Genomic DNA, 12,437 nt, shown 5'->3' with positions numbered 1-12,437 from the left:
ATGCCGGGCCCCAAACCGCATACTCCTCGACGGATCCCTGGAACGGGCACAGCTCGCCCCGTGTTCAACTGCCCGGTGTGGGCACGCCCGCAGCGGGCCCGGGCGCCCCGAACCGGGAGGCCGGCGAGGTCCGTCCCGGTAGCGGCGGATCCGCTGGTCCGGGCGCGACCTCATCAACTCTGCCCCGCGGATTCGGGGGCGCGGAAGCCTATCTGCCGGGATCGGCGTCGAGTCGTCCCGGCAGGGACCCAGGTCCGGGAAGAAGGGGCCCGAACGGCGGTTCCGGGGTCAACGGCGGTTCCGGGGTTAACGGCGGTTCCGGGGTTAACGGCGGTTCCGGGGTTAACGGCGGTTCCGTGGGTAAGGCCGCCGGCGGGAACGGCGCGTTCCTCGCATCCGCCGACCTCATCGTCGGCCGGCAGGGTCCGGCCACCGGGGGCCTGCCCCCACACTTCCGCCAGGACCGTCTGCGCTCCCGCCAGGATCGTCCGCGGGACCCCCGCGACGGCGGAGCGGATCTTGCAGGCTGGCGGACTCCCCTGCCCGGCACCGGAGATGCCGTCCGTTCTCTCCCGCCCAACGGGCCCAACGGGATCGCCGGACTGGTCCCCGGCCGCCAGGACCCGCTCTCCGGACCGCTCCCGGTGGCCCGGCGACGATCGCCGGTGGAGGCCGCGACGGGGAGCGACTGGCGGGTGCCGGCGAATCGGGTGTCTGGACCAAGGGACTCGTTGGCCGGTCCGACCGACCGGCTGTCCGGCCAGAACGGGCCGTCCGCTCCGGCCCGCGGCCGGGCGCTCGCGGCCCCGGAGCGGCGGGCGGCTGCCGAGGTCGACGCCGATGCGTCGCGGGCCAGCGGCCGGCCCGGCGACCTGGCTGTACCTCGGGTCGAGGAGACGATGACGACCGCTCGTCCGCTGTACCGGCCAGACGCCTCCGCGTCGCCGGCCGGGACCGGTGCGCGTGGCCTGGTCGGAACTCCGTTGTCGCCGGTGGGGCGCCGACCCGAGTCTCCCTCGGAGAGGACGTCCCTGGTGCCCCGGCGGGGATCGGGAAAGGCCAGAGGTGCCGGCGCCGCGCCGGGTGACGACAGCGGCTGGCAGCCCTCCCGGTCGGTGCGCAAACCGAGTGGTCGCAGTGTGCCTGCCGACCGCCGCCGCACCCCGAATCCGGTGACCGACACCAACAGTCTCCAACCGGTCTCGGCTCCCCAGCCCATCCGGTCATCCGGATCGACGCGATCGGGTGAGCGGAGTGCGGCGAGCGCCGGCGAGCGCCGGCGTGGCACCGCGGACCGGGCCGGTCGCGCGGGCGGAACCGGCGCCAGGAGCCGTGGACATGCTGGCCGGCATGAGGAGGGCGCCGGGGTCGGCGGCCATTCCAGGCCCGGGCGGCGGGCCTACGGACGTGATGCCCGCGCGGTGGGGCCGCGGGAACAGGGGGATGCCCGGGATGAGCCGGAGGGCGAGGACTTCTCCGGCGAGGATCGCCTCGCCTGGCTTCGTCAGGATTGGATCGGTCCTTTGGCCGTTGCGTTGGTCCTCGCGTTGCTCGCGGTCGGCGGCTATGCGCTCCTGCGCGGCGATGGCGGCGGCAAGAGCGCGCCGTCGGTTTCGCCGGCTCCCCCCAGTGGCTCGCCGACGCCCACCACGACCAGCCCGGACGCGATCAATGGCAAGGCTATGATTGATGGCAGTTGGGAATGCCGGCTGGTTACCGGGACGAATCCCCTGAAGCTGTCCGACAATGTCGTCGGTGTGCTCGTGGTCGAACGGACCGCCGGTGCCTACAGCTGGGACGGCACCGCCGGTCAGTACACGATCACGCCGGTGGCCGGTAACGACGGCGGGAATGTGATCGGCAACGTGAAGTTCACCAGCGGGCCACTGAAGGATCTTTCGGGGGTGCACATCGCCAAGCCCGGGGCCGGAATCCGCGACAAGGCGCAGGGCACGCTGGAACTCACCGCGAGTGGCAGTGCACCGCACCGATACTGCGGGGTGAACTGAGGAGATCCATCCCCACGCTGACGGTAAGTGAAACACCGATATGTCGGATCTAAGGCGCCTCTGGTAGCCCGGGATCTGCCGAGTTCCGACCCCCGTTGTCGGATTCAGGATGGCATGGGGCAGGATCAGGTGCCATGCTCAGGTCTGACCGTGGTGAGGGTGGCGGACGGTGTGCCGCCGCTGGCAGGACGGATGTGGCTGGCGGTGCGGACGGGGGCGTCCCCGCTCCCCGGGAGAGCGGCCGACGGACCGTTAACCGGCGTGGTCTGCTTCGCTGGGCCGGGACCGCGGCGGTCGCGGCACCGGCCGCCGGGCTGTTGGCCGCGTGTGGGGGCTCATCCTCCTCGGCCAGCGCGGCGCGCAAGGTACGTCTCGGCTATGTGACGTCCCGGACGGGGGCGTTCCGCAGCCACAGCGTGGTCGACTCGTATGTGGTGCAGACGATGCGCACGATGTTGGCCGATGGCGTGAAGGTGGGGAACCGCACCTATCCCGTCGAGATCTTCGTCCGGGACTCCGAGTCGGACCGCCATGGCGCCGGGATCGCGACAACCGACCTGATCTTCAAGGACAAGGTCGACGTCGTGCTGGTCGGTGGCACCTCCGACACCGCCGTTCCCGTCGCGGACCAGTGCGAGATCAACCAGGTTCCCTGTATCTCCACGATCGCCCCGTGGCAGGCCTGGTGGAATGGCCGGGGCGGCAACGTCGACATGCCCTTCCGCTGGACCTACCACTTTTTCTGGGGCATGGAGGACCTGGTGGCGACCTACGTCGCGATGTGGAGCCAGCTGGGGATCACCAAGGTGGGGCTCATGTATCCGGACGACGATGACGGCCGCGCGTTCGCCAACCCGGACTTCGGAATTCCCACCATCCGCAATTACAACAATCTCCGGCTGACGTCGCCGATGTCAGCCGGCTACGCAAGCGGGGCGCCCTCATTCAAGACCTATATCGATGAATTCGAGAAGAACGGGGTGCAGGCCGTCGTCGGCGTGTCCCGGGCCGCGGACTTCGCCACCTTCCGGAAGGAGACCAGGACCTTCGGTTACTCGCCGAACGCCCTGGCGATCTCCAAGGCGATCTACTTCCAGGAGGATGTGCGTGGCCTCGGTACCGGTGGTGACGGTCTTACCACCGAGGTGGCGTGGTCACCGGCGCATCCCTTCCGCAGCTCGCTGACGAACAAGACGTCCCTGGAGCTGGCCAACGACTTCACCAGCGCCCGCGGCCAAGGGTGGACCCAGATCCTTGGATTCTCGTACGCCCTGTTCGAGGTCGCCGTCAAGGCGCTGAGCAACGTCGACTCCCTCGACAACCGGGAAGCCGTCGCCACGGCCATCCGCGACGTCGACGCCCAGACCATCGTCGGACCTGTGGCGTTCGGAGCTCAGCCCAACGTCCCGAAGAACGTGGCTCGCATCGCCCTCGTCGGTGGTCAGTGGAACCAGAACCAGCAGGCGAACGATTTCGACCTCAAGATTGTCAACAATGCGGGTAACACCAAGGTCCCGCTGGATGCCGAACTCCGCAAGCTTCCCCCGCCCGTCTGAGCTCGGGTCGGCTCGCTTGTCCGGGGCGACTGGCACCGGCCGCCCCGGGGCGGATCACCTCAGGTCCCTGCGGTCGCCCGCGACATCGTGTGCTCGACCACCGCGATCAGCGCACTCTTGGTGGAGTCGCGGTTGCGGGCGTCGCAGGTGATGACGGGAACGGCCGGGCTGACCTGCAGTGCTTCCCGGACGTCCTCGATCGAGTGCCGCAGGATCCCGTCGAAGCAGTTGACGCCAATCACGAAGGGCAACTGCCGCTGCTCGAAGTAGTCGACCGCGGCGAAGCAATCGGCCAGTCGGCGGGTGTCGGCGAGCACGATCGCACCGATGGCTCCCCGCACGATGTCGTCCCACATGAACCAGAAGCGGTACTGCCCGGGGGTGCCGAACAGATACAGGATCAGATCTTCGTCCAGCGAGACTCGGCCGAAGTCCATGGCGACCGTGGTGGTGGTCTTGTCCATCAGGTGGGTGAGGTCGTCGATGTGGGCTCCCGCCTCGGTCATGACGGCCTCGGTGCGCAGCGGGACGATCTCGGACACCGAACCCACGAATGTGGTTTTCCCGGCGCCGAATCCGCCCGCTACCACGATCTTCACCGAGGTCGTGGCGACGGCGGAGTTGACCCGCCTGTTGTCAGAGCTTTCGAAGGCCACTGAGAACCCTTTCGAGCAACGCGAGATCCGGTGCCTCGTCGCGGTCAGGCTGCTGGTGGACGCGGACGAAGCCTTCGTCCGCCATATCGCCTACCAGCACGCGGGCCACCCCGAGGGGCACCCGGAGGCCGGCGGCGATCTCCGCGATGGATCGCACCTGCCGGCACATGGCGGCGATGGTCTGTTGCTCCAGGTTGAGGCCGATCGCTCGTTCCTCGCCGAGAGGCGTCGTGAAGACGAGTGCCTCGATGGCGAGTTCATAGCGCGACCGAGTGCGCCCGCCGGTCATCGCATACGGACGGACGACCGGCCCGGGCGTGCCCTCGGGATCGATACTCACCCTGACTCCCTGTGTTGCCGTCCGGTCACCGCGGAAGGGTTCCCTGCAGTTCGGCGCGCAACGCCGGGGTCAGGACGTCCTTCGCCCGGCTGACCAGCAGTGCCATCTCATAGCCGACCAGACCGATGTCGCAGGACGGTGCCGCGAGCACTGCCATGCTCGCGCCGTCACTGATTGCCATGATGAAGAGAAAGCCGTGCTCCATCTCCACGACCGTCTGGGTGACGCCACCCGCCTCGAAGACGCGGGCGGCGCCCTGGGTCAGGCTCACCAGTCCCGAGGCCACCGCGGCGAGCTGGTCGGCGCGATCCCGGGGGAAACCGTCGGAGACGGCGAGTAGCAGGCCGTCTGCGGACACCACAACGGTGTGGGCGACACCCGGGACGCGATCGACAAAATTGTTGATCAACCAATTGAGGTTCTGGGCTTCAGAACTCACGGGTGTCACCGTTCCTCCTGCGCGTCACGTCGAGGATTCCTCGCGGTGTCGACTCCGACATCACGTCCCTGCCGTACGCCCTGGTAGAAGCTGGCAAGCCGGCCTCCTACAGCCTCAGGAGATCTGGCCGAGGTGTCGGTGGGACGCCGGCGGGGCGCGGGTTCGGCGCTGCCGGGCACGAGATGGGTCATGGGAACTCGCACCGGTAGGCCCGACCGCGTCACGCCGCCTGTGCTCGGCTGACGCAACAACTCGGCCGCCTGCCAGCCGGCGTCCCCGGGAGATGTCCAGTTCTCCTGGGACGGGGGCTGCTGGGGCGTTGCCTGGTGCTGTGCTGGCTGGTATTGCCCTGCTGGTTGATGGTGCGGGGCTGGCTGATGCTGGGCCGCGAAGGCCGGGACGGGCGGGACGGGCGGAGCCGCTGACGGCGCGTCCGTCGCGGGCTCCTCCCGTGCCGGTGTCCGGGTAGCCGTGAGCGGATCGACTCCGGAGCGGGCGGGGCCGCGTTGCCCGAAGGCCCCACCGAGCCCCGGACGGACCGGGGAACGGGGCGGTGGCGCCGCCCCACCGGCACCCGGCCCGGTGGGGCGGGCCGCCGCGGCCGCCGTCGAATGCTGGGCGGGCGTCCGATCGGACGGCGAACGTCGCTGGAACCACGCCGACACGGAGTCGAAGATCGGCGACGTCTCGATGCCGTCGGTGTCCCGGTCTGCCGTGGTCTGTTCGCCGGTGTCCTCGCCGGAGACCGCCTCTGTCGTCCCGGTGTCGCGCAACTGCCGGGACGCGAGCGCCGACGCCGGCCGGTCGCGGGGACCGGTGGACGCCGTGGACTCCGATCGTTCCTGCGGAACGGGCCGGTTCTCGGAGCGGGCGAACACGCTGCCGGCCCCGGGGGGCGGCTCCTCGGCCGACCGGGGCCGCTCACCGGCATCGGGCCGGGTCTGGCCGGGCGGTGTCGGGGCAGGCGGTGTCGGGGCGGTGTCGGGCTGCCCGGTCCGAGCGGGCCCGGTGGCGCCGCCGGGACGTGGTTTGGTCCCCCAGCGGTTGTCCCCGAACGACACCGGTCTCGTCTCGTCCGTGACCGGATCGTCCCGTCGTCCGAATCCGCGCCGGTCGATGGTCTGGGTGTCCGGTACGACGTCGGGGGGCGGTTCGAGCCGGCCACCGGGAGCGGTGCCGCCGCGGCCGCGAAGGGCATCGAGGTCGAGCCCCCGGCCGTCGAGCCCCCGTGGGTCACGGGGATCGTCCTGCCCACTGGAGCCGGGCCGCTCCCGGGCTCCCGGGACCGGGTGGTCCTCGTCGTTTCCTCCCCGCCCGAGTAGATCGTGCGGCAGGGTCGGCGGAGCGGCGCTGATGCCATCCGTCTCGCTGCCGCGCTCGGTGTCGCCGTCGAGGCCGGGAGCGAAGTCGTCCGGCCCGAAGTCGCGATCATCCGTGGTGGGCGGCGAACCCGTCCGGTCGGATCCGAGCTGGGCGGCGGCCAGCGGCCCGGTGAGAGGGAACGGCCCGGTGCTGGGGAACCGCCGGGGCCCACTGGAGTCGTCGAAGAGGCTTTCTGGTCCGTCGGATTCACTCGCGGTCCGGTGCCCGTTGGCCCCGGTGCCGTTCGTTGACGCGACCCTGCCGTCCACCGGTTCGGGAGTTCCCGAGCCGGTGCGTTCCGGCCGCTGCGGTGCATGCGGTCCGGTCGGGGAACCGGGGACGGCCGGCGAGTCGCCGACGCGGGTTCCCAACGCCGGCGCGGCGGGCCGGGCCGGTCCCGTGCCGGCCCCGCCGTCTCCGGTCACCAGCTTGGCGGGCAGCCGGACGACAGCGGTGATACCTCCGGAGGCGGACTCACGCAGCTGGACGTGAATGCCGTGGCGGCTGGCCAGCCGACCGACCGCGAACAGGCCCATGGTCCGTGACACCGACACGTCGACCACCGGCGGGTTCGCCAGTCGGTCGTTGACCCGTTCGAGTTCCTTGGCCGGCATGCCGATGCCCTGGTCCTCGATCTCGATCATCGCCCCGGCCCCCGGACCGAGCGAGCGGCTGGTGACGAGGACGCTGGTGGCCGGCGGCGAGTACGAGGTGGCGTTCTCGAGGAGCTCGGCGACCAGATGGACGACGTCGCTGACACCGTTGCCGGCGATGGACACCGCGGCGGCCGAGGTCTGCTTGACCCGGGTGTACTGCTCCACCTCGGAGATGGCCGCCAGTACGACCTCGTTCAGTGGGACGGGGTGTGTCCAGCGCCGAGCGGTGTCCGTGCCGGCGAGGACGAGCAGGCTTTCGTTGTTCCGCCGCATACGAGTGGCGAGGTGATCCAGCTTGAACAGGTTGGACAACTGGTCCGGATCCTGCTCGCGGTTCTCCAGCTCGTCGATGAGACGCAGCTGCCGTTCGACCAGTCCCTGACTGCGCCGAGAGAGGTTCACGAACATCGCGTTGACGTTGTTCCGCAGCGACGCCTGTTCGGAGGCCAGCCGGATCGCCTCCCGGTGAACCTCGTCGAAAGCCCGCGCGACTTCACCGACCTCCTCGTCGGTGTCGATACCGATCGGTTCGATCGAGTCGTCGATGTCCAGCTCGGTGGAATCGCGCAACCGACGGACGGCCTCGGGAAGCCGATGGTCGGCGACGTCCAGCGCGGCAGTCCGCAGCGCCAGCAGGGGGCGGACCAGCGATCGCGCGACGATCAGTGCGGCGAGCAGGGCGAGGGCCAGGATGAGCACAATCAGCAGACCGGACAGCAGCGCGTGGCGCTGGATGTTGCCCCGCAGGGTGCCCGCGCGGGCGTCGACGAGACCCAGGAGCTTGTCAACGGCTTCCGTGCCGGTGTCGATGGTCCGCTGGGTCGCTTGGTCCCATTTCTCGGCTTCCAGCGCGGTCAGCGGCTGACCGATGGGCGCATTCAGAATTTCTTCGACGTAATTCTGGGTGTTGCGGATGTCCCCGTTGGTCTCGGTGTCGATCGTCGGTTCGTAGACCGCGAGCTGGTTCGGTAGAGCGGCGTTCTCGAGATCGTTGCGCTGGCGGCCCCGCTGGGTCTCGGCCGACAGGAACTCGCGATAGTCGTCTGCCGTGAAGACCTGGTTCCCGTTGCGGGTAAACAGGCCATGGATGAGTGCCTGCTCCTCGGCGAGAAGTTCCGTCCCGGACATCAGGAAGTAGGCCGTGTTGACCCCGGCGTTGAGCTCCTGGTCGTCATTTCCCTGTGGGATCAGCCGGATCAGGTTGACCAGTGAGTCAATGATCGGCTGAAAGGCGGTCTCGACCGCCTTCCTGTCGATCAGCCTTTCGATCGTCTGCCGCTTGGCGGGCAGCGTGTCCATCCGGCTGCTGACGTCGTCGAGAGCGCGGCGTACCTCACTGCCGAAGGAGCCTCGCCGCTCGTTCGTAGCTGACTTGTACGCCCTGTAGGCTTCATCGACCGCCGCCCGGCGGGTTGGAATCGTGCTCCCGTCCCGGGCGCCGACGGGACCGCTGGCGACGAATCCGGTGCTGTAGGTGCGCTCGGCCTGCAGGGCGTGGACCAGCCCGGCCGCGGAGCGGCTGAGCTCGGTCAGATCGGACACCCGGTTGACGTCCCGCGTGCTCGTCAGCACCGTACCCGCCTCGATGGACGAGTAGGCGAGGATCGCGATGACAGGCACGGCCAGAATCGCGATCAGCTTGGTGCGTACCCGCCAGTTGGTGGGGTTGGCGGCGGCGCGACGAAGGCGCGCCAGTCCCGACCCGGCTGGGTTCGGTGGCGCGGCGGATCGACCATCGCGCTGCCCGCCGTCTTCGGCGTCCACGGGCGAACCCGGCGCCACTGTCGGCTCCGAGTCTGCGGCGATGCCCGTGCTGCTGGCCATCGGTTGTCTGCGCACGTACCTTCGCAACCTCTCCGCCAGCCTCCCGGAACAGGTCGTACCAGGATGGCTCGGTATCGGGCCCGGATGTCCCTTGTCAGGCACCATAGCGGTACGAAGTCGGCATCCGAAAGGCGCCTACCGTAAGCGCCTTGGTGGCCGCACGTCAGTTGTCGCTACTGCGCGCGGAGTCACCACTACCGTAACCGCCGGGGAAGCCCGACATCGGGCGTCACTGATGATCGAAGCGCTTGTCGGGGTGAGTGAACCGGGCTGAAGGCGCAAACTCGGCATCCTAGACATCTCCTACATGAGCCCTTACCGCCTTCGCGGCGGCGTCCGGTGCGCTTCGTCTGTTCCGGTGAAGGCCGTGGGAGATGGTTGGGCGCCTGGACGGACCGGTGGGGTCGCCGTGTCCGTAGGCTTGCGGGGTGAGCGAGTTGCAGCGTAGCAGTGCTGGCCGCGGTGCGGAGCCGACGGATACCGGCGCGGTTCGGGATGTTCCGCGGTCCCCGGCGGACGGCCCCAGCGGCCCGTCCGCGGTGGGGCCTGCGGGCTACGACACCGTGCTGGTGATCGATTTCGGTGCTCAGTATGCCCAACTGATCGCCCGGCGCATACGCGAATGTCATGTGTATTCGGAGATCGTCCCGTGGGATATGTCGGTGGACGAGATCCTCGCCCGGCGTCCGTCCGCACTGATCCTTTCTGGCGGCCCGAAGTCCGTCTACTCGCCTGGCGCGCCCCGGGTGGATCCTGCGTTGTTCGCTACCGGAGTGCCTATTCTCGGTATCTGCTATGGCCATCAGGTCATGGCTCAGGCGCTTGACGGCGCCGTCGCGCGCACGGGAACCGCCGAGTACGGAGCAACTCGTCTGTCGGTGTCGGATCCCGGGGTTCTCTTCGACGGTCTGCCCGTTGTCCAGCAGGTCTGGATGTCGCACGGCGACTCGGTGACCGCCGCGCCGTCCGGCTTCCGGGTAACGGCTTTCACGCCGTCGGCCCCGGTCGCCGCCTTCGAGGACCCCGCGCGTCGTCTCTATGGCGTGCAGTTCCACCCGGAGGTGGTCCACAGCGAGCGAGGCATGGACGTGCTGCGGCACTTCCTGCTCGTGGGTGCGGGCTGCCGGCCCACCTGGACAATGATCAACATTGTCGACGAGGCTGTCGCGGCCGTCCGGGCCCAGGTCGGGACCGGACGGTTGATCTGCGGCCTGTCCGGCGGGGTGGACTCCGCGGTCGCTGCCGCGCTCGTGCACCGGGCGGTGGGAGACGCGCTCACCTGCGTCTTCGTCGATCATGGTTTGCTGCGGGCCGGCGAGGCGGAACAGGTCGAACGCGATTTCGTCGCGATTACCGGCGTGGATCTGGTCCATGTCAAGGCGGCCGACCGGTTCTCCGCCGCGCTGTCCGGAGTGACCGACCCGGAGCGGAAGAGGAAGATCATCGGTCGTGAGTTCATCCGGGTTTTCGAGGAGTCCGCCCGCGAACTGGAGGTCCGGGCGGAGGCGGAGGGCGCGACGATCGACTTTCTCGTGCAGGGGACATTGTATCCCGACGTGATCGAATCCGGTTCGCCGACGGCCGCGAAGATCAAGTCGCATCACAACGTCGGTGGACTGCCCGAGGACCTGCGGTTCGATCTGGTCGAGCCGCTTCGGACCTTGTTCAAGGACGAGGTCCGTCGGCTCGGCGAGGAGCTGGGGCTGCCCGAGGAGATCGTCTGGCGTCAGCCGTTCCCGGGCCCGGGCCTCGCCGTCCGCATCATCGGCGAGGTCACGCCCGAGCGGCTCGACGTGGTGCGGGCGGCCGACGCGGTGATCCGGGAGGAGATTCGCAAGGCCGGCCTGGACCGCGAGATCTGGCAGGTCTTCGCGGTGCTGCTCGCCGACGTGCGATCGGTGGGCGTCCAGGGTGACGAGCGTACGTACGGCTTCCCGATCGTCCTGCGCGCGGTCACCAGCGAGGACGCGATGACCGCCGACTGGGCCCGGCTGCCCTACGGCCTGCTGGAACGCATCTCGAACCGGGTGGTCAACGAGGTGCCGCAGGTTAACCGGGTGGTGTATGACATCACCTCCAAGCCTCCCGGCACGATCGAGTGGGAGTGACGATCCCGGATCGGAGCGCGTGCCCGTCGGACGACCCCCGCCGACGGGCACGTTTGACGTCTGGGCGGGACCGGAGCACCCTGGATGATGTGACCCCGCACGAGATGGCCATTACCTAGGCGCGCGACCGATCATCGGGTCCGCGCCTCGCCCTTCCGCCTTGTCCTGGCGGGGGGCTTTTTTATTGCCGCGGTCATGGTGAGGTGGCCGCTCAGCCGCCGGGAGATGCTCCATGACCGCAGCAGCCGCAGACGACCGATCGGTAGCCCCGGACGCCGAACTCTGGGCGCCGGACATCCGCGCCGCGGCCCGCGTCCTTGCCGGGGTGGCACGACGGACCAGGGTCGTGCGGGATCTCGGCCTGTCGGCGGCGGTCGGTGCGCCCGTCTGGCTCAAGTGTGAGCACGAGCAGCACACCGGTTCGTTCAAGCTTCGGGGCGCCTACCACCGGGTGGCCACCGCGGATCCGGCGACGCGGGCCCGGGGGGTGGTGGCGGCCAGTGCCGGTAACCACGCCCAGGGAGTGGCCTTCGCGGCCGCGGCCTTCGGCGTCGAGGCGACCATCTTCGTGCCGGTAGGGGCCAATCCGGTCAAAGTGGCGCGGACGCGCCGGTGGGGCGCCCGGGTCGAGAAGATACCCGGGGGGGTGGAAGCGGCGCTCGCTGCGGCTGCCACCTTCGCCGCCCGGGGAGACCGGCTGCTGGTCCACCCGTTCGATGACCCGACGGTAGTGGCCGGGCAGGGCACGATCGGCTTGGAGTTGCTCGATCAGGTGCCCGATCTCGACACCGTTCTGGTCGGGGTGGGCGGCGGAGGGCTGATCGGCGGGCTGGCCGCGGCGGTGCGGTCCCGGCGCCCCGATGTGCGAGTGGTCGGAGTGCAGTCCGTGCTGTCGTCGGCGTTCGCCGCGTCGCTGCGGGCTGGCCGGCGGCTCACGGTGCCCCCCGGTGGGGCTGCGACGCCCGGTGCCGGAACGACGCCCGGTGCCGGAACACTGCGGGGAGTCGGGACGATTCCGGGCAGCCGGACGTCCGAACAGCCGACGGCGCCACGTTCGTCACGGGTGGTCCCGGCGTCGACCACGATCGCCGACGGTATGGCGGTGAGCGCTCCGGGGGTCCTGACCTTCGCCCTTGCCGCACGCCTGGTGGACGAGATCGTCACGGTCGATGAGGCGGCGTTCTGGGAGGCGATGGTGTTGCTGCACCGGGCCGGCCACCAGGTGGAACCGGCCGGCGCCGCGGGGGTCGCGGCCTTGTTGCGTCGAGGTGATCTCGCGCAGGGCCCGACGGTGGCAATCCTGTCGGGTGGCAACATCGACCCGGGGGTGGCCAGCAGGGTGAAGGCGCTCGCGGCCATCCCGCCGAGCGCGTCGAGTAGCGCGTGACTACGTGACTACGTGACTACGTGACCGCGCGGCCACGTGGCGTGGCCGCCTGACCGCCGGTGGGCCGGGCGTTGACGCGGACCACGGCCATCGACGGCCC

At 69.7% G+C, this 12,437-nt stretch carries 7 protein-coding genes and 1 pseudogene; 4 read left to right on the top strand and 4 right to left on the bottom strand.

Annotated features, from left to right (window positions below; all coding sequences use genetic code 11):
- Together AC08ON_RS03330 and AC08ON_RS03325 are read left to right on the top strand one after the other, a co-directional pair.
- Positions 1-2,009: pseudogene (locus AC08ON_RS03330) on the top strand (hypothetical protein); the annotation flags it as partial.
- Between the two features lie 134 nt (positions 2,010-2,143).
- Positions 2,144-3,565 carry an ABC transporter substrate-binding protein gene (locus AC08ON_RS03325; protein WP_476605975.1) on the top strand — a complete coding sequence of 474 codons (1,422 nt, stop codon included), beginning with the start codon at positions 2,144-2,146 and terminating at the stop codon, positions 3,563-3,565.
- A 59-nt stretch (positions 3,566-3,624) separates the two neighbouring features.
- Here AC08ON_RS03325 and AC08ON_RS03320 read toward each other — a convergent pair whose 3' ends face one another.
- From AC08ON_RS03320 to AC08ON_RS03305, 4 genes are read right to left on the bottom strand one after another with little or no spacing between them, the layout of a single operon-like run.
- Complete coding sequence (locus AC08ON_RS03320; RefSeq protein ID WP_011435094.1) at positions 3,625-4,221, bottom strand: GTP-binding protein; 597 nt, start codon at positions 4,219-4,221, stop codon at positions 3,625-3,627.
- Complete coding sequence (locus tag AC08ON_RS03315) at positions 4,202-4,561, bottom strand: DUF742 domain-containing protein (RefSeq protein WP_011435095.1); 360 nt, start codon at positions 4,559-4,561, stop codon at positions 4,202-4,204. The genes AC08ON_RS03320 and AC08ON_RS03315 overlap by 20 nt, the downstream gene beginning before the upstream one ends.
- A gap of 25 nt (positions 4,562-4,586) precedes the next feature.
- A complete protein-coding gene (locus AC08ON_RS03310; RefSeq protein ID WP_011435096.1) occupies positions 4,587-5,009 on the bottom strand; it encodes a roadblock/LC7 domain-containing protein in 423 nt (140 codons plus the stop codon).
- On the bottom strand, positions 5,006-8,782 hold the full coding sequence (locus tag AC08ON_RS03305; protein ID WP_476616423.1) for a nitrate- and nitrite sensing domain-containing protein: 3,777 nt from the start codon (positions 8,780-8,782) through the stop codon (positions 5,006-5,008). The genes AC08ON_RS03310 and AC08ON_RS03305 overlap by 4 nt, the downstream gene beginning before the upstream one ends.
- A gap of 599 nt (positions 8,783-9,381) precedes the next feature.
- Here AC08ON_RS03305 and guaA point away from each other — a divergent pair.
- Together guaA and AC08ON_RS03295 are read left to right on the top strand one after the other, a co-directional pair.
- Positions 9,382-10,950, top strand: a complete 1,569-nt coding sequence (gene guaA / locus AC08ON_RS03300) for a glutamine-hydrolyzing GMP synthase (RefSeq protein ID WP_476605982.1) — start codon at positions 9,382-9,384, stop codon at positions 10,948-10,950.
- A 232-nt stretch (positions 10,951-11,182) separates the two neighbouring features.
- Positions 11,183-12,337, top strand: a complete 1,155-nt coding sequence (locus AC08ON_RS03295) for a threonine ammonia-lyase (protein ID WP_476605977.1) — start codon at positions 11,183-11,185, stop codon at positions 12,335-12,337.
- Positions 12,338-12,437 lie beyond the last annotated feature (100 nt).

This window comes from Frankia sp. CoWAU3 (assembly GCF_977971855.1).
The sequence above is the reverse complement of the archived record's forward strand: the minus strand, read 5'-3'. Positions and strand labels throughout refer to the sequence as shown.

Coding starts and splice junctions, on each gene's coding strand:
- AC08ON_RS03325 (WP_476605975.1), top strand. CDS start 2,144: ATGCTCAGGTCTGACCGTGGTGAGGGTGGCGGACGGTGTGCCGCCGCT.
- AC08ON_RS03295 (WP_476605977.1), top strand. CDS start 11,183: ATGACCGCAGCAGCCGCAGACGACCGATCGGTAGCCCCGGACGCCGAA.